Origin of the sequence: Oceanobacillus sp. FSL K6-2867 (assembly GCF_037963145.1) — a bacterium.
GTDB lineage: Bacteria > Bacillota > Bacilli > Bacillales > Amphibacillaceae > Oceanobacillus.
Genome location: NZ_CP150144.1, coordinates 299001 through 317893, shown reverse-complemented (window position 1 = coordinate 317893; position 18893 = coordinate 299001). Strand labels below are relative to the sequence as shown.

The following is an 18893-nucleotide window of genomic DNA, read 5'->3' as shown; positions in this document are numbered from 1 at the left end:
AGTGTTTTTAATGGGTATTCCTAAGATTCTATCTTATCCAATGCCGAATGTATCAGATTTTCCAGAAAATAAAGTTTCATGGCAGGTGAACCCAGACCGGGCTGTCTTGCTTATTCATGATATGCAGAATTACTTTTTAAATTTTTATAACAGAGGTCAATCACCGGTAACTGAGCTGGTACATCATATTGAATTATTAAAAGCACAATGTAAAAAACAATCCATTCCAGTTGTTTATACAGCACAGCCTGGCGATCAGAACCCTAAGGATAGGGCACTTTTAACAGACTTCTGGGGTGAAGGGCTTTCGGATGACCCAACGCAGACTAGCATTATTGATGCACTCACACCCGAGAAGAATGATGTGATGCTTACAAAATGGCGTTACAGTGCATTTAAAAGATCAGACTTTCTGGATATTATACAGAAACAAGGGCGTGACCAATTAATTATTTGTGGTGTTTATGCGCATATTGGGTGTCTTCTAACTGCAGCTGAAGCATTTATGTATGATATACAGCCTTTCTTTGTTGCTGATGCAGTTGCAGATTTTTCATTGGATGAGCATAAAATGGCAATCGAATATGCAGTAAAACGATGTGCAGCTATAACTTCTACTGCTGATATGCTGAGAGAATTGCAAGTGAGTGGGCGCGAGAATAAAAAGGAGGAAACACGAATGACAGAATCATTTACTTTTGAATCTATGCGCCAGCAAGTTGCCGAACTTCTGGAATTGGATGCTGAGGAACTTTCAGATACTGATGATCTTTTCGATTTAGGACTTGATTCCATACGGTTAATGAGTTTGGTTGAAACATGGAGACAAAACGGATTAGAAGTTAACTTTATCAGGCTGGCAGAAAAGGGTAACTTATTAGCGTGGTGGAATTTAATAGACAGAGTAAAAGACAAGGTATAAAAAAGGAGGTTTGTAAGTATGCCTAAATCGATGGTAGCGCAGCATACATTGACTGGTGCCCAAGCTGGTATTTGGTATGCACAGCAGCTTGAACCGGAAAATCCAGTTTATAATACGGCTGAATATGTTGAGATTAACGGAAGTCTGCAGCTCGAACACTTTGAAAAAGCATTGCGGCAGGCAATTCAAGAATCGGATTCGATACATACTAGATTTGGAGAGAATGAAGATGGACCATGGCAGGAAGTTCGTGAGCAGAAAGATTTTTCTTTTCACTTTATAGATGTAAGCAAGGAGGAAAATCCGCGACAAACTGCTGAAAGCTGGATGAAGGCCGATTTTGCTGAAGCAATTGATCTGACACATGATTCACTGTTTGAGCAAGCTTTATTTAAGGTGAATTCAGATAAGTATTTCTGGTATCAGCGTATTCACCATATTGCTGCGGATGCATATGGATTTGCACTCATCGCACAGCGAGTTGCACAGATTTATACATCACTTGTATACCAGCATTCTGCTGAAGACAGACTGGGGTCATATCAAGATGTGTTAGAGGAAAATGAGGCATATCTTACTTCAGAGAAATATGTGCATGATCGCGAATTCTGGTTGAACCGTTTTAACGATCAACCTGAAGTAGTAAGCTTTGCAGACACTTCTCCGCGATTATCAAACCAGATTATCTATCAGACAGGCTATGTGCCAATTGATTCAATGGATCAATTGAAACAATTGGCCACAAAAGGAAGTTTGTATGAAGTAATTGTTGCGGCTGTTGCTGTTTATACGCATCGATTAACTAGTGCTGAAGATGTTGTCCTTTGTTTACCGATGATGTGCCGTATGGGCACTTCTTCGGTAAGGGTGCCTGCCATGGTGATGAATTTGCTGCCATTACGTCTTGCGGTGCGTCCTGCTATGACTTTTTCAGAACTAATGCGGCAAGTAAGGCGAGAAATACATGAAGTACGTTTGCATCAGAATTACCGACATGAAACATTACGTCGAGATTTGAAGCTTGTTGGTGCAGAACAACGATTATTCGGTCCGCAAATTAATATGATGCCATTTGATTATGAATTAAATTTTGCTGGAAGTATTGGGAAGACGCATAAGCTTCATACTGGGCCAGTGGATGATCTTTCTCTAAATATTTATAATCAGCGTGATGGTAAAGGGCTGAGAATTGATCTTAACGCGAATGCTGATATTTATACTGAACAGGAAACAGAACTTCATCTCAAACGAATTTTACATGTAATAGAAAGGATTGCAGTGACAAAAGCAGACGTAAACGTTGCGGAAATGGATGTCCTTTTACAAGAGGAAAAAGACAATGTTTTATACAGATGGAATGATACATCGCAAGAGCAAGTGCCCGCAACTGTACAGGAAATGTTCGTAAGACAGGTGATATCAACACCGAAGGCTCAGGCGTTGAAATTTAATGAAAAGACGCTTACGTATTCTGCGTTGAATGAGCAAGTTAATCGGCTTGCCCACTTACTAAAGGAACATGGGCTGGGACCTGAGAAATTTGCTGTATTAGCACTTCCGCGATCAGAAGATATGGTTATTGCCGTGTTAGCTGTTCTAAAAACAGGAGCAGCCTACCTACCGATTGATCCGGATTACCCATCTGATCGAATTGCATATATGCTGCATGATGCAAAGCCTGTGTGTATACTTACACATCAGTCAATAGAGTGTGATTTGCCGGAAAGTGAAGTTCCAAATCTTGTACTGGATGATTTAGCTGTTCAAGAAAGGTTAGCTGCCTATGCTAATACTGAATTTCTATGCGTACCAATAGCACCTCAGCGTCCAGCATATATGATTTATACGTCTGGTTCAACTGGTCGGCCAAAAGGTGTTGTTGTTACTGCTGGCGCCTTGATGAACTTTCTTCTTTCGATGCAAAACAGATTTAAATTAGGGGAAGAGGATCGACTTTTAGCTGTTACAACAATCGCTTTTGACATATCGGCACTGGAAATCTTTCTTCCGCTTATTAGTGGATCAAGCTGTGTTATTGCAGAAAAAGAAGTAGTTAAAGATCCCGCTTCATTAGCGCATATAATTGAAGAAAATAGTATTTCTGTCATGCAGGCAACACCAACTCATTGGCATGCCCTCGTTTCGTCATTCCCGCAAAAAATCCGGGGACTGCGGGTGCTTGTAGGTGGTGAGGCACTTACAGCTAATTTGGCAGAAGCACTTAGTAAAATTAATTGTGAAGTAACAAATCTTTATGGGCCAACAGAAACAACGATATGGTCTACAGCGATGAACGTTGATCCGAAGCAAACAGGAATCCCTTCCATTGGAAATCCTATTGGAAATACACAGGTCTTTGTGCTGGATTCCAGTTTACAGCCCGTCCCCCCAGGAATGAGGGGAGATTTATATATAGCTGGAAGAGGGCTGGCACGGGGATATTTTAATAGACCTGATTTAACTGCGACAAGCTTCATTGCCAACCCATTTGGTTCATCCGGAGATCGAATGTATAGAACTGGCGATGTTGTCCGCTGGAGAGCGGATGGCAGGCTTGAATATATAGGCAGATCAGATCATCAGATTAAAATTAGAGGTTTCAGAATAGAGCTTGGAGAAATTGAAGGATTTCTTGCAAAAGACGCTACTGTTAGTCAAGTAGTAGCTGTCGTTAGGGAGGATCAGCTGGGAGATAAACGGCTGATTGCTTATCTTGTACCAGAGACAGGGGAAGAAATTAATCTAACAGAACTTCGCCAATCTGCTCGAAATAAGCTGCCTGCCCATATGGTCCCTTCCGCATTTGTTATATTAGACGCTTTCCCGCTAACGCCCAATAAGAAAATAGATCGGAAAGCGTTACCGGAACCGGATATTATCAAAGGTGAGCATAGCCGAGAACCAAGAACTCCGCAAGAAGAAATATTATGTGATTTATATAAACAAGTTCTTGGTGTGCTGCATACAGGAATTGATGATAGTTTCTTTGATCTTGGTGGACATTCGCTGCTTGCTGCTCAGTTAGTTAGTAAAATTCGTGAAGTTTTTGAAGTTGAGATTGGTATTGGAAAAATTTTCGAGAGTCCAACTGTTGCTGCTCTTGTTAAGCAGTTGGACAAGGGGAAGCAAGTGAGACCCCCTATTGAGAAGTCAGGAGTACGAGAAATAATTCCGTTATCATTCGCGCAGCGTCGTTTATGGTTCCTTTACCAGCTGGAAGGACCTAGCCCTACTTATAATATCCCAGTTGTCGTTCATTTAAAAGGAAAATTGGATTGCGCTGCATTACAGGATGCTCTGATTGATGTGGTTGAACGACATCAATCATTAAGAACAATTTTCCCCGAACAAGCAGGTGCTGCCCAGCAGCTTATATTAGACAAAGAAGCGACCAAACCTGTATTGCATGTGCATCAAATTGAAAAAGGAAGATTAAATGATCAATTGAATAAAGCTGTAAGATATTGTTTTAACTTGTCAGAGGAGCCGGCATTTCGCGTTGAGCTTTTTGAAGTAGAAACGGATAAGTATGTGCTTGTCCTATTACTGCATCACATTGTGGGTGATGGCTGGTCGCTGACACCTTTAACAGAGGATTTAAAGCAGGCATATATCAGTCGTTGTCAAGGTGAAGCTCCAAACTGGACAGCATTACCTGTCCAGTATACAGACTATGCGCTGTGGCAAGAAGAAATGCTGGATATAAAGCAGGATACCAATTCTTTAGCTGATGAACAGCTTGCATACTGGCAGAAAACATTAGCAGATTTGCCTGAACAGCTGGAATTACCGACAGATTATCCTCGCCCATTGGAGTCAAGTTATCAGGGGGAGACATACCATTTTACAATTCGGCCGAAACTGCATCAGCAGTTGCTGGATATCTCTTCCAAAAACGGAGTCAGCTTATTTATGACATTACAAGCAGGGCTTACAGCATTGCTGACTAGACTAGGAGCGGGAACTGATATACCTTTAGGAAGCCCTGTAGCGGGAAGAAATGATGATGCTCTAACAAATCTTGTTGGTTTATTTATAAACACATTGGTATTGCGTACAGACACATCCGGTAATCCAAGCTTCCGGGAATTGCTGGACAGAGTGAGAAAGGTTAATATCAATGCTTATGAAAATCAAGATTTACCGTTTGAAAGATTAGTAGAGGTACTAAATCCGGTTCGTTCCAGGTCAAAGCATCCGTTATTTCAAATTATGCTCGCATTACAAAATACACCAGATCCAGATCTTGAATTACCTGATTTAGAGACTGATTTATCGATTTATAGTGTAGGAGCAGCTAAGTTCGATTTTACGTTAGAGTTTCGTGAACGTTTTACTGATATTGGGAATGCTGAGGGTTTAGAGGCTTTCCTGGAATATAGCACGGACCTTTTTACGGAAGAAACTATCAGATTGATGGTAAGGCGGCTTATTCAGTTATTAGAATCAGCTGTGAAGGATCAGGAACAACCAATTGGCCGTCTCGAAATATTGGAACAGGAAGAAAAGCAAAAGCTGCTTACACCTGGAAGTATGAATGAAGATATGCAAGAGCTGTCCTTGCCATCGCTATTTGAAAAACAAGCGATGCTTCATCCAGAAAATATTGCACTTGTAATTGAAAACGAAAAAATGAGTTACAGAACACTGAATCAAAAAGCAAACCAGCTTGCCCATCTATTAATGGATGCAGGTGTTGGTCCAGAACATTTTGTCGCACTTGCTCTGCCAAGGTCATTTGAAATGATAATTGGTTTGTTAGGGATACTAAAGGCAGGTGCAGGATATGTGCCACTCGATCCGAATTATCCAAGTGAACGTATCGCCTTTATGCTGGAAGATGTAAAGCCAGTGTTTATTATTACGAATGAAGCATACGCGGATAAACTTCCGGAAACGGATATAACCTCAAGTATTATCTTGGACAAAAAGGAAATAATGGAAGAGTTAAATAAAAAGAAGGATACAAATCCGACAGATCATGAACGAGTGCAGCCGTTGATGCCGCTTCATCCAGCTTATATTATTTATACTTCCGGCTCAACTGGGCTTCCGAAAGGCGTTGTTATTCCACACCAAAATGTTCATCGTTTGCTTACGGCAACTGATCAATGGTTCCAATTTAGAGCCGATGATGTATGGACGCTGTTTCACTCTTATGCATTTGACTTTTCTGTTTGGGAAATGTGGGGTGCTCTATTGTATGGTGGTCGTCTTGTTATTGTACCACACACGATTAGCCGTTCGCCTGCTGATTTTCTGAAGTTACTTGCTCAAGAAGGAGTTACCGTATTAAATCAGACACCTTCTGCATTTTATCAGTTAATGCAAGCTGATCGAGAACAGGAGGTGATTGGTCAGAACCTATCACTCAGGTATGTCATTTTTGGAGGGGAAGCACTCGAATTAAGTCGATTAGAAGAGTGGTATGAAAGACATGCTGATGATGCACCGAAACTAATCAATATGTATGGTATTACAGAAACAACCGTTCATGTTACTTACATGGAACTAAGCAAGAGAACTCTTTCCGCAAAGGCAGCCAGTATTATTGGCCAAGGAATACCTGATCTTGATGTATTTGTACTGGATAATTTTCTTCAGCCGGTTCCATTAGGTGTCGTTGGAGAGTTATATGTATCCGGTCCTGGATTAGCAAGAGGTTATTTTGGGCGTCCTGAATTAACTGCAGGTCGCTTTGTCGCAAACCCCTATGGGGAAAGGGGTGCAAGAATGTACCGCACCGGGGATTTAGCTTGTTGGAAAGATTACGGGGTCCTGGACTATTTAGGCAGAGCCGACCAGCAGGTTAAAATAAGAGGATTCAGAATTGAATTAGGAGAGATTGAACATGTGCTTTCTGAACATCCTCAAGTAGAGCAAGCAACCGTGATAAGCAGGGAAGATCAACCGGGTGATCAACGGCTTATAGCTTATGTTGACTTAGAGAGAAGCGAAAATGGAGAGCGTGTTGATTTACGGCATTGGGTTGCAAAACGTTTGCCTGATTATATGGTTCCATCAGCGTTTGTAGTGATCGACGAATTTCCATTAACACCTAATGGAAAACTCGATTACAAGGCATTACCTCAACCTGACTATGCAGTAGAAATGACTGGACGTGGGCCAAGAACACCACAAGAAGAAGTCCTTTGTAACCTATTTATGGAAGTACTTGAAGTGCCATACGTAGGGATCGATGATGAATTTTTCCATCTTGGTGGTCATTCTCTGCTCGCTGTACAGTTGATGACGCGAATTAAAGAAACGTTCGGTATAGAGCTTAGTATTGGTAATCTCTTTGAATCTCCGACTGTTGCAGGGCTTGCTGAACGATTGGAAATTGGTGATGATCAAAGTGCACTTAACGTGTTGTTACCACTGCGTAGAAGCGGTAGTCTTCCACCGATATTTTGCGTGCATCCTGCAGGAGGGCTTAGTTGGTGCTATGCGGGGCTGATCAAAGCATTAAGGAAGGATTTTCCGATATACGGCTTGCAGGCACGAGGAATTTCGGAGCCAGGCAACTATCCGAAGTCTTTGGATGAAATGGCGGCGGATTATATTGAGCAGATAAAAACTGTTCAGCCTGAAGGTCCTTATCATTTGATTGGATGGTCACTAGGTGGAAATGTTATTCAGACAATGGCAGCAAAACTTCAACAACAAGGAGATAAAGTCGCACTTGTAGCTATGCTGGATGCATATCCAAATCATTTTCTCCCAATAAACAATATGCCTGACGAATCAGAAGCGCAGATTGCTTTACTTGCCTTAGGAGGGTATGATCCCGAAAGTCTTGGGGAGAAGCCATTGGAATTGGAGCATGTAATTGAGTTGCTTAAGAAAGACGGCAGTGCATTAGCAAGTCTTGATGATGCTGTGATTATGAACTTGAAGAAAACATATGTACAATCTGTACAAATTTTAAGCAAATCGGAACCGGAAATATTTGTTGGTGATGTTCTCTTTTTCCGGTCGACTATTATTCCAGAGTGGTTTGACCCGATACATGTCAACTCATGGGAATCATATATCCATGGGGCCCTTGAAGCATATGATATTCATTGCCGTCATAAGGATATGTGTCAGCCCAAGCCTTTGGCAGAAATCGGAAAAATTATTGCTGGAAAGCTAAACAGCATGTATGACTTACCTTAATAGATTCATAGAGGAGAGATAGATGATGAGCAATCCTTTCGAAAATCCGGATGGAATTTATGTAGTCTTAATCAATGAGGAAGGCCAGTATTCACTCTGGCCCGACTTTCTGGATATACCATCAGGATGGGAAAATGTTTACGGAGCAGACAATCGCGAAAAGTGCCTGGATTATATTAAATCACATTGGCATAATCAGATGCCAAATAGTTTGAGAGTATCTGAAAGCATTGGTTCTAGGGCTTAGGAATGAAGCAATATTTTAATGCTAGAGTAGCAGTAGTCATTGTTTATGTACTCGCTATGTTTATGTCTGCACTTGATAGTACAATTGTTAATGTTGCGTTACCGGCAATAGGGGAGGCGTTCGACGTTCCCCCTGCTGCTACAGGGACGATCAATATCGGTTATCTCATTAGCTTAGCGATGTTTCTTCCAGCAGCTGGTTGGTTCGGAGACCGTTTTGGGACGAAACGTGTATTTTTAGCCGCGCTTGCAATATTTACGATTGCGTCGGCATTATGCGGAATAGCTCACAATATGTTTACATTGAACCTGTTTCGAATTTTGCAGGGCATAGGGGCAGGTTTTCTTACCCCTGTTGGTATGGCGATTTTATTTAGAACGTTTACCCATGAAGAACGACCAAAGCTTTCACGTATACTTATTATACCGATTGCGCTTGCACCTGCACTTGGTCCGGTAATTGGCGGGTTGCTTGTAGATGTTCTTTCCTGGCGATGGATATTTTATATAAATATTCCAATTGGCATATTGGCCTTAGTAATAGGGAAGGTATACTTGCAGGAACATCTGGAGGAAGCGGTAGGCAAATTTGATTATAAAGGTTTTTTACTGTCGCTATCAGGTTTTTCGATGTCAATTTATGCACTCACACAAGGTGCGATAAAAGGTTGGACTTCTCCGGAAATTCTAATTACTGGTCTTGTCGGTATTTCTTTAATGATTGCGCTAGTTCTTGTAGAACTTCGTATCGATAAACCGATGATCAATTTAAGCCTCTTAAAAGATCCGATGTTTCGCACAATGAGTCTAATCAGTCTCTGTTCAGCGGCTGGTTTATTGGGGATGCTGTACGTATTTCCGCTCATGTACCAAAACGCATTAAATGTAAGTGCTTTACACACAGGACTAACGACATTTATAGAAGCACTTGGACTAATGGTAGCTTCTCAGATCATGCCTTGGACGTTGGAAAAACTTGGATTGCAGCGTCTGTTAATCTTTTCTCTATTAGGAACCATTATTGTATTTATACTTATTGCACTATCCGCATCATCTAATCCATGGTTGCTGAGAGTATTGATGTTCGGAATAGGGTTTTTCCTAGGCCAGAGCGTAGGAGCTGCACAAATTTCTGCATTTAAACATATTGATTCTGCTTCTATGAGCAGGGCGACGACATTATTTAACATGCAAAACCGACTTGGCTCTGTACTTGGCGTAGCTATTTTGGCAAGTGCACTAGGTGCAACAGATACAGTAGAGGGTGAACATATTGGATTATTGACCTATCAGTATGCATTGTTCGGCGCTGCTATATTTCTAATTATCGCATGGATCATTGCAATGAGATTTAAAGAAACGGAAAATAAGCGTAAGCCACAGTTGCAATCGGAAGATGTGGAAAGGAGAAAAGGGATTGGTTGAAGTTTTTATTTGCCGATTACCCGAAGAAAAAAGCCAATCGGAGTTAACATCATTGCTGACATATGTATCTGACGAGAGCCAAAAGCGAATACTGCAATTCTTTCACCTTGCTGATGCTTACCGGACATTGATTGGTGAACTGTTGATTAAGCATGTACTTTATAAACGGAAAGGGAAGCGAGTGCAGGATATTACTATAGGAAAAAATGCATATGGTAAGCCTTATTTTCCAGATTATCCTTCTATACAATTTAATATTTCTCATTCTGGTGATTTTGTTGTCTGTGCGGTGAACGATCAGCAGGTCGGTATTGATGTAGAAAAGGTAAAGGCATTCGATTTATGTATGGCTAAGCAGCTTTTTACCGAGTTTGAATATTGGGAAATACTTGCTGCAGAGAATAAAAGTCTTGCATGCTATGATTATTGGACAATGAAAGAAAGTTATGTGAAGGCATTAGGAAAAGGGTTGGCTATTCCGCTTCACTCGTTTCGGGTGAAAAAAACAAAGTTAGACCAGTTCGTTATTATAGATATGGATAGAAATGAAGAGGTTAAGGATTTCATGCTAAAACAATTCACAATTGCAACAGGCTACAAGCTTGCTGTATGTGCACATGGTGCAACAGAATATAACTTTTGTCAGTATCCGTATCAGGTAAATTTTAACCATCTATGCAGCGATGTTATATAGAAACCAAAAGTTTTGGAGAAGATTAAACAAAAACTTGAGCAGTGAACCTTTACTGCTCAAGTTTATTTTGTATTAACATATGCAGTCATTCCATTTATTGCTGCTTTTATCGAATATCCAAAAACACCGTGTTTTCTTTATCTCCTCCCCCGTAGAATGTTCTTTCCCTCGAATCAACCTAAAGGGGGCAGTCCGTGCGTCGCTATCTTGATGCCTCGCCTTTGTTCTTTAAAAATAAATCATTTCATAGTATCATGAACAATGGTTAAAACGTACGAGCTAGGAGGAAGCATCGTGAAAAAACGAATCGTTGCACTATCTGCTATAACGTCAGCTATTATGTTGCTTGCAGGGTGTGGACTTAAATCAGAGGAAGAAGCATTGGCAGGTGCAAAAGAAGCGGCAGAAACAGCTTTTTATAGTGAGGCACCGATTGAAACGAATTATGAAATGGAAAATAAATCTATTTATATACCGGATCAGCTGGAAGTGGAGAGTAAGGATGAAAGCAATTTGGTTTTAGTTGATGGGAAACAAACCTATATCGTTTTCTATAATGAGTTAGAGCCTGCTTCAAGTGAAATGAATTTCGAGGCTGCCCAGACTGACCAAGGACTCTTGCTGGAATCATTTCGTGATGATTTGGGCTTTGGCTATTTACGTGTACTGCCTGATGAAGGTGAAGGCTATGAATTGCAAATTGGCATTGGCGGTGTGAAAATTACGACGTATACGAAAAAGTCACGAATAGAAAATGATGCAATTGAGTTAATGAAAATTGCGAAAACAATTGCCATTGAAGAATAGCTCAAAGGAAGCCAAAAAGCACAGCCCTTGATAATTGAATACTATCTAAAACAAAGCTATGATAGAGAAAGAAAAGGAGTTGAATCGAAATGAAACAGTTAGAAACGATTGAGCAATTTAATGAATTAAAAGATAATGAACATGTTATTTTTATGTTTTCTGCTGGCTGGTGCCCGGATTGCCGCGTCATAGAGCCAATCTTACCTGAAATCGAAGAGGATTATTCAGCATATCAATTTGTTGAAGTAAACCGAGACCAGTTTATTGAGCTATGTCAAGAGTACGATATATATGGTATTCCAAGCTTCTTAGCTTTTGTTGACGGTAAAGAAGCTGGACGCTTTGTGAGTAAGGACCGGAAAACCAAAGAAGAGATTGAGCGTTTTATTAATGGATTGCCGGCTTAAACACATAGCACAGGAGGTGACAGGCATATGAAAATGACGAGCTTTAAAATGAAAAATATATTAGAAGAACGATTTGCTAATGAGCATTTCAGAACTTCGTTTAATCGTGATAAAGATACTTTCCGAGTAGAGTGGAAGGAATCAATGCAAGGAATTACGATTGCACTTCCAAATGTCATTGTAAAATACAATCAGCGTGGTGAAGTAGCTATTGATGAGCTGGAGGAGCATGTTAAGGAAGCGCTCCGGATTATGAATGAAGAGCATCAGTTGACTGGAATGGAGAAACAAATCTTCCCGGTTATGCGATCGCCATCCTTCCCGACCGAAACAAAATCTGGCGATAAGCTTGTCTATAAGGACCATACAGCAGAAACCCGTGTTTTCTATGCACTGGATTTAGGGAAATCCTATCGTTTGATTGACGAGAAGCTGCTCGAACAGGAAGGCTGGACAACTGTGAGGATTGATGAAATGGCAACATTTAATTTGCGTTCATTAGGACATGAGTACAAGCATGATCAAGTAGCAGACAATGATTTTTATTTTGTAGCAACACAAGATGGGTATGATGCAAGCAGGATTTTGAATGAAGCATTTTTAGAAGAGATGAAGGCAAATTCGAAAGGGGATTTAACTGTAGCTGTTCCCCATCAAGATGTATTAGTTATAGCTGACATTCAAAATAAAATGGGTTATGATATTTTAGCGCAGATGACGATGAAGTTTTTCGCTGAGGGGCGCATCCCAATTACCTCACTTCCATTTATATATGAAGATAAGAAATTGGAGCCAATCTTTATACTCGCAAAAAATAAACCTGAAAAAAACTAGATTAAAGATCAATTATTAGAAAGGAATGAACATAATGGATGTGTTTTACAATCCAGATGGTATCGGTGACGTATTGCTGATTCCAATCAAAGAAGGTGACCGTTATGAGATCGAGCACCAATCTTTCGGTCCCGTTACGAAAATAACCTCAAAAGAGAGTGAAGTGCTGGGTTACAATATTTTTGAAGCTTCGAAGCATTTAGATTTAACTGAGACAGGAAAGATAAAGCTAACGGAATCATTTTTAGAAGAGATCAAGCAATTATTCGTAAAGAACCAGCTGAATGATCAGCTTGATTTTGACTTAAGCCCTAAATTTGTCGTTGGCTATGTGACAAGTAAAAACAGTCATGAAAATGCGGATAAATTAAGTGTTTGCCAAGTTGATGTTGGCAATGAAACCTTGCAAATTGTTTGCGGTGCACCAAATGTTGACACAGGTCAAAAAGTAGTTGTTGCCAAAGTTGGTGCAACAATGCCCAGTGGTTTGAAAATTAAACCATCTGAATTACGCGGCGTGCCATCACATGGTATGATCTGTTCACAAAAAGAATTAGGTCTTCCAAATGCACCAGCGGAAAAAGGAATTTATGTATTGGATGACTCCTATACAATTGGAGAAGAATTTAAATTTTAGTTTGTGTTTGAAAGGACAACCTCCGTATGATCGGTACTGGTTGTCTTTTTTTAATAAATAAGACATTTGTTCAGAATTTGTTCAGAGACTTGTTGAATGCCATGTTTTCTAATTGAAAATTTTGCAGCGGTATTGCTTGAGACCCATAAAAATAACGATAAACCAGGTAATTCCACTTATGTTTTTCCACATTCATTCCAAAAAAACCTAAAAACTGCTAGAATAGAAAATAATTGACCTGAATGCTAATACTATGGTTTTTAGGGATAAGCAGGAAACCAGTCTGTTTTTCTGTTTGCTAAAGAAAAGAAAGAGTGATAGATATGTTTGATCAATGGAAGAAAAAATTAAAAAATATATTTACTGAAGAAGTAGAAGTGGAAGTTGAAGAAGTTGTGGAAATTAAGGCAAATCATAGTCTTCATAATAAAGAAAGCAAACAAGTTGAAACGAGAATGATGTATCAATATCCAGAGCGAAATTCATTTCGATTCCCTGTAATACCAGATGAACCAACCAAAGAAACAACTAATCGGCCTTCTAAAATAAAAGCTGATCAGGAAAAGACAGCTCCTGCAATAACGAAGGATGATAAGCGAGAAAAGAGGACATACGAAGACCCGATCAGGAAGGATCGAAAGGTATACAAAAAAAATCCAGATGTCCCATTTCAGCCGACAGACGTACCGTCGCCAATTTATGGGTATCAAAAGAGGCAGCAAGAAAATGAAATTGAAAATGTCCCTGCATATAAACGAAAGGATCAAATTCAGGAAGGGAAGCGTAATGAAAGACCTGCATTTATCCCCAAAAATACAGAGGAACATGGGCGGAAATCTGCAGTATCTGCCATAGAAGAAAACAAAAAGGCTGAAACAATTACAAAGGCATCATCTCCTGAATTGGAAGAGACAAGGCCTGTAATTACGGCTGAAAAAGAGGCTGCAGCCACACAGGAACCTGCTGAAAGTGAAGTGAAAATGAAAAATACGTATCCAGGGAAGCAGGAAAGAAGAACAACAGAAAAGGTTAACCCGATTAGCACACAGCAAGTATCGGAAAGAAGAAGTCGAGGCGCGTCTGATCCATTTAATGTCATCATGACTCCAAGAGACAAAAAGCGGCTTTATGATCGGAAACGTAATGAAGCAAGAAAGCAACAAATAACTCCGATTGAAAAAATAGAAACAGAGCAAGAAAAAGAAACTTTACATCAGCAATCAGCAGTGGAGCAGGAAGTTATTGATATCATCAACGAGCAACAGCCTAAGCCTGAACGTGATATTCCTGTTCACTTGCTTAATGATCCGGTGGAAAAAAACAATGATGACAATATCTGGGTAATGGAGCAACAGCAATTGCTGGAACAAACATTAAAATATTTTAATGTACGTGCACGTGTTGTGAAAGCAACACAAGGCCCGTCAGTTACGAGGTTTGAAGTACATCCAGAGCTAGGTGTTAAGGTAAGTAAGATTAAAAATCTTTCAGATGATTTGAAGTTGAACATGTCTGCAAGAGATATACGTATTGAAGCACCGATTCCGGGGAAAAATACGGTTGGAATTGAAGTGCCGAATCCTAAAGCAGAAATGGTAGGCTTGCAGCGCATTTTTGAAACAGAAGAATTTAAGGAAAGTGAATCACCTCTTAGCATTGCGCTCGGTTTAACAATTGAAGGCAATCCGAAGGTGACAAATATTCAAAAAATGCCACATGGTTTGATTGCAGGAGCTACAGGTTCCGGAAAAAGTGTTTGTATTAACACGATTTTAATTAGTCTCATCTACAAAGCAAATCATGAAGATGTGAAATTTTTGCTTATTGATCCAAAAATGGTCGAGCTTGCACCTTATAATGGTATCCCGCATTTAGTTGCACCCGTTATAACAGATGTGAAAGCTGCAACGCAAAGTCTTAAGTGGGCAGTTAATGAAATGGAAGAGCGTTATGAAAAATTCGTTGAGGAAGGTGTGCGAGATATTGAACGCTATAATCAGAAGGTGATCAAACAGGGGCGCCCCAATGCAAAAATGCCGTTTATCGTAATTGTAATTGATGAGCTTGCTGACTTAATGATGATGTCACCTCAGGATGTCGAGGATTCCATTAGCAGAATCGCTCAAAAAGCAAGAGCATGTGGAATACATTTATTATTGGCAACACAGCGTCCATCTGTAGATGTAATCACAGGTCTGATAAAAGCAAATATCCCGACACGGATTGCATTTAGCGTATCGTCGCAGATCGATTCACGTACGATTATTGATTCCAGTGGTGCAGAAAAGCTTCTTGGAAGAGGAGACATGCTATTTGTGGAAAATGGTGCTGGGAAAAGCGTACGTTTGCAAGGACCATTCGTCTCTGACGAGGAAATCGAACGGGTTACAAGCTATGCAAGAAGTATAGCAGAGCCGAATTATCTTTTCGAACAGGAACAATTACTGGAGCAAATAACGCTTGATGAAGATGCAGATGAACTAATGGATGAAGCAATTCAATTCGTTATGAATCATCGAAGTGCCAGCACATCACTCTTGCAGCGTCATTTTAAAATTGGCTACAATCGAGCGGCGCGTTTAATTGATGCACTGGAAGAGCGTGGTATAATTTCGGGGCAAAACGGGAGTAAACCACGAGAAGTATTAGTTAGTCCATCTCAGCTAGACGAAATGTAATTTATTTGTCTAGTTGAGGAATTTTCTATATGATAAAAATACGTGTCCGAAATCGAGGATGAAATGGCCGTGTTGGACTTAGCAGCAGCTGAGCAGAGCATCTTATGGGCCGAAAGTCGGGTCAGCGCAGCTTAACACCGTACTTATTGCCATCCTCAAAAAGAACGAATTGCAACCAATAAGGAGAGCCCTAACATGAAAGAAATTGAACAAAAGCTAGCAGGCAAAATAAAACGTTTAACGAATAAAACTTTTAAATTTGATGAAAGAATCCGTGACGGATGGTTTTCAGCTGTATATTTTTTAAAAACGAAAAAAATTGCAGAGGAAAAATTAGCTAATAATTATGTGACGATGCAGTTTTTTCAGAAGGAGCATGCCGTATTATGTGGAACTGATGAGGTAATTGCATTATTACATACGTTCGCGGATCGTCCTGAAACGCTGGAAATTCACTCGCTTAAAGATGGAGATAAAATCAACCCGTACGAATCGGTTTTAACTATTTCAGGGTCATATCAGCAATTCGGTTATTTAGAAGGAATTATTGATGGAATCCTTGCAAGAAGAACATCTGTCGCGACAAATGTATACAATGTGGTAAAAGCTGCACGAACCTCCGGGGAGCAAAAGCCAGTTGTTTTTATGGGAGATCGTGATGACCACTACACGACACAGGCAGGGGACGGATATGCTGCATTTATCGGTGGGTCCACTGCACAAGCTACCCATGCCATGAATGAATGGTGGGGGAAAGAGGGAATGGGAACAATGCCGCATGCATTGATTCAAATGTTCCGTGGAGATACCGTAGCAGCGGCCAAAGCCTATCACGAACTATTTCCGGAAGACGAATTGGCAGCGCTTGTTGATTATAATAACGATGTGATAACAGATTCATTGAAGGTAGCCAGAGAATTTGGAGATGCACTCAAATCCGTTCGTCTCGATACGTCACGTACATTAGTGGATAAGTACTTTTTAAGAAACCACCATCTAATGGGTACATTTGACCCAAGAGGTGTGAATCCTGAATTGTTATTTGCATTAAGAGAAGCATTGGATGATGATGGCTTCCAGCATGTTAAAATTATGGTTACAGGTGGGTTCACAGAGGAACGGATTACCGAATTTGAAAAAGCTGGAGTGCCTGTCGATATGTATGGTGTCGGAAGGAGCCTGCTCCGGTTAAATATCGGGTTTACAGGAGATTTGGTACTTCTTAATGGAAGTCCGGAAGCAAAGGAAGGACGCAGGTTCAGGCCAAACCCACGATTGGAGAAGGTTGAATACAACGCTCCGAATGCATGATACAGCATTGATTTTGAAAATGAGAGAAAAGTATTTGAATCTAAATCAATTTTTGCTATAATGAATCGGTGTGAATATCCTTTCATACAATTTGCAAATGTAACGTTTGTATGAACAAGTTGGAGGTTCGTTTATGACAACTTACCATTTTATTGGTATTAAAGGAACAGGAATGAGTGCTCTTGCTCAGATCCTTCATGATTCGGGTGAAAAGGTGCAAGGGTCTGACTATGAGAAGAATTTTTTTACGCAAGAAGCACTGGAAAAAAAACAAATTCCAATTCTTGCTTTCTCTGAAAGCAATATTAAAAAAGAGTTTACCGTTATTGCCGGAAATGCATTTTCAGATGAGCATATAGAAATCCAGGAAGCGAAAAGATTAGGCTGTACGTTTTACAGATATCATGAATTTCTGGGAGAATGGCTAAAGCAGTATACAAGCATTGCTATTACAGGTGCCCACGGGAAAACATCAACAACTGGGCTATTAGCTCATGTATTGGATGAAACATTCCCTATCTCTTATTTAATAGGTGATGGTACAGGCAATGGTCATGTTGACAGCCAGTATTTTGTATTTGAAGCATGTGAGTATCGTCGTCATTTCTTAAGCTATGAGCCTGATTATGCGATTATGACAAATATTGATTTTGACCATCCGGATTACTTTACAAGTCTTGATGATGTAGTGGATGCGTTTCAATCAATGGCAGACCGTGTAAAAAAATGTATTATCGCTTGTGGTGATGATGAAGAATTACAAAAGATTCATACGAAGGTTCCAGTTATTTATTATGGGTTTGCCGGTACAAATGACTTTCAAGCTCAGAATATCCAAGAAACGGAAAATGGTACCCAGTTTGATGTTTTTGTAAGAAATACGTACTATGATACATTTACGATTCCGATGTACGGAAATCATCATATTTTAAATGCGCTCGCAGTCATCGCGATATGCCATTATGAAGGTATTCAAGCAGCGGATATTCAGAATCTGACTACATTCAAAGGTGTTAAGCGTCGCTTTAGCGAAAAGAAAATTGCAGATCAAGTAATTATTGATGATTATGCGCATCACCCAAGAGAAATTATGGCGACAATTGAGTCTGCGAGAAAGAAATACCCGAATAAGCAAATTGCAGCTGTTTTCCAGCCACATACGTTTACAAGAACGAAAACATTTCTACAAGAGTTTGCTGATAGCCTAAATGAAGCAGATTGTGTTTATCTATGTGATATCTTTGGTTCAGCACGAGAGGAATCTGGTCAGCTGACAATTGATGATTTACAGCAATTAATTCCTGATAGCAAAATTTTAGAATTAAGTCATACGGAAGTCTTACAGCAGTATAAAGACAGTGTTGTCATTTTTATGGGTGCTGGAGACATTCAGAAGTTCCAAAAAGCGTATGAAAACACATTAACAAATTCAATAAACAATTAATCCGAAAACCATCAATTCCAGTAATTGATGGTTTTTTGCTAAAAAGAACTTGGCAACCAAACAGCCATGTCTGTCTGCGGTTGAATAATAATTGTTCAGATAGACGGAGAAATCTCCACGATGTATTTAGATTTAATGCAATAAAAAAATAGCTTTAGCCTGTTCATGTTTACGAAACAAATTTTATGGGAAAATAAGCTATACAAGTAAGATACATTTTCTTGCGGACAGGCAGGAATTCTATCATATTTGTCGAAATTGTTAAGAGAAAGGGTTATACTATAAGGGCAAAGGAATGAGAGGCAAACGCACTTTATTGTACATAAT

At 39.9% G+C, this 18893-nt stretch carries 12 protein-coding genes; all 12 read left to right on the top strand.

The genetic code is table 11. The annotated features are described in order from the left end of the window. Nucleotides 1-10: 10 nt before the first annotated feature. The 12 genes from NSQ77_RS01510 (at nucleotide 11) to murC (ending at nucleotide 18566) form a co-directional block, all read left to right on the top strand. Nucleotides 11-922: an isochorismatase family protein gene (locus NSQ77_RS01510; protein ID WP_339228444.1), complete on the top strand. Its 912-nt coding sequence runs from the start codon at nucleotides 11-13 to the stop codon at nucleotides 920-922. A gap of 18 nt (nucleotides 923-940) precedes the next feature. Continuing rightward, nucleotides 941-8083: an amino acid adenylation domain-containing protein gene (locus tag NSQ77_RS01505; RefSeq protein ID WP_339228443.1), complete on the top strand. Its 7143-nt coding sequence runs from the start codon at nucleotides 941-943 to the stop codon at nucleotides 8081-8083. Between the two features lie 25 nt (nucleotides 8084-8108). Further along, on the top strand, nucleotides 8109-8330 hold the full coding sequence (locus NSQ77_RS01500; protein WP_245347693.1) for an MbtH family protein: 222 nt from the start codon (nucleotides 8109-8111) through the stop codon (nucleotides 8328-8330). A gap of 2 nt (nucleotides 8331-8332) precedes the next feature. Then, nucleotides 8333-9754 carry an MDR family MFS transporter gene (locus NSQ77_RS01495; protein WP_339228442.1) on the top strand — a complete coding sequence of 474 codons (1422 nt, stop codon included), beginning with the start codon at nucleotides 8333-8335 and terminating at the stop codon, nucleotides 9752-9754. Then, nucleotides 9747-10448: a 4'-phosphopantetheinyl transferase superfamily protein gene (locus NSQ77_RS01490; protein ID WP_339228441.1), complete on the top strand. Its 702-nt coding sequence runs from the start codon at nucleotides 9747-9749 to the stop codon at nucleotides 10446-10448. The genes NSQ77_RS01495 and NSQ77_RS01490 overlap by 8 nt, the downstream gene beginning before the upstream one ends. Before the next feature lie 294 nt (nucleotides 10449-10742). After that, nucleotides 10743-11255 (top strand): hypothetical protein, encoded by a 513-nt coding sequence (locus tag NSQ77_RS01485; protein WP_339228440.1) that lies wholly within the window; start codon nucleotides 10743-10745, stop codon nucleotides 11253-11255. 89 nt (nucleotides 11256-11344) lie between these two features. After that, a complete protein-coding gene (locus tag NSQ77_RS01480) occupies nucleotides 11345-11662 on the top strand; it encodes a thioredoxin family protein (RefSeq protein WP_339228439.1) in 318 nt (105 codons plus the stop codon). Between the two features lie 27 nt (nucleotides 11663-11689). Further along, the gene (locus NSQ77_RS01475; RefSeq protein ID WP_339228438.1) at nucleotides 11690-12496 is read left to right on the top strand and encodes a DUF1444 domain-containing protein; all 807 of its coding nucleotides are present in this window, start codon (nucleotides 11690-11692) and stop codon (nucleotides 12494-12496) included. Between the two features lie 34 nt (nucleotides 12497-12530). Next, a complete protein-coding gene (gene ytpR, locus NSQ77_RS01470) occupies nucleotides 12531-13133 on the top strand; it encodes a YtpR family tRNA-binding protein (protein ID WP_339228437.1) in 603 nt (200 codons plus the stop codon). Nucleotides 13134-13456: 323 nt separating this feature from the next. After that, the gene (locus tag NSQ77_RS01465) at nucleotides 13457-15811 is read left to right on the top strand and encodes a DNA translocase FtsK (RefSeq protein ID WP_339228436.1); all 2355 of its coding nucleotides are present in this window, start codon (nucleotides 13457-13459) and stop codon (nucleotides 15809-15811) included. A 195-nt stretch (nucleotides 15812-16006) separates the two neighbouring features. Further along, on the top strand, nucleotides 16007-17122 hold the full coding sequence (locus tag NSQ77_RS01460) for a nicotinate phosphoribosyltransferase (protein WP_339228435.1): 1116 nt from the start codon (nucleotides 16007-16009) through the stop codon (nucleotides 17120-17122). 133 nt (nucleotides 17123-17255) lie between these two features. Next, entirely contained in the window at nucleotides 17256-18566 is a 1311-nt protein-coding gene (gene murC, locus NSQ77_RS01455; RefSeq protein WP_339228434.1) for a UDP-N-acetylmuramate--L-alanine ligase, read from the top strand. Nucleotides 18567-18893: the final 327 nt, after the last annotated feature.

Excerpts from the sequence above, each read along its gene's own strand:
- NSQ77_RS01510 (WP_339228444.1), top strand. The coding sequence starts at position 11 with ATGGGTATTCCTAAGATTCTATCTTATCCAATGCCGAATGTATCAGAT.
- NSQ77_RS01505 (WP_339228443.1), top strand. The coding sequence starts at position 941 with ATGCCTAAATCGATGGTAGCGCAGCATACATTGACTGGTGCCCAAGCT.
- NSQ77_RS01500 (WP_245347693.1), top strand. The coding sequence starts at position 8,109 with ATGAGCAATCCTTTCGAAAATCCGGATGGAATTTATGTAGTCTTAATC.
- NSQ77_RS01495 (WP_339228442.1), top strand. The coding sequence starts at position 8,333 with ATGAAGCAATATTTTAATGCTAGAGTAGCAGTAGTCATTGTTTATGTA.
- NSQ77_RS01480 (WP_339228439.1), top strand. The coding sequence starts at position 11,345 with ATGAAACAGTTAGAAACGATTGAGCAATTTAATGAATTAAAAGATAAT.
- NSQ77_RS01475 (WP_339228438.1), top strand. The coding sequence starts at position 11,690 with ATGAAAATGACGAGCTTTAAAATGAAAAATATATTAGAAGAACGATTT.
- ytpR (WP_339228437.1), top strand. The coding sequence starts at position 12,531 with ATGGATGTGTTTTACAATCCAGATGGTATCGGTGACGTATTGCTGATT.
- NSQ77_RS01465 (WP_339228436.1), top strand. The coding sequence starts at position 13,457 with ATGTTTGATCAATGGAAGAAAAAATTAAAAAATATATTTACTGAAGAA.
- NSQ77_RS01460 (WP_339228435.1), top strand. The coding sequence starts at position 16,007 with ATGAAAGAAATTGAACAAAAGCTAGCAGGCAAAATAAAACGTTTAACG.
- murC (WP_339228434.1), top strand. The coding sequence starts at position 17,256 with ATGACAACTTACCATTTTATTGGTATTAAAGGAACAGGAATGAGTGCT.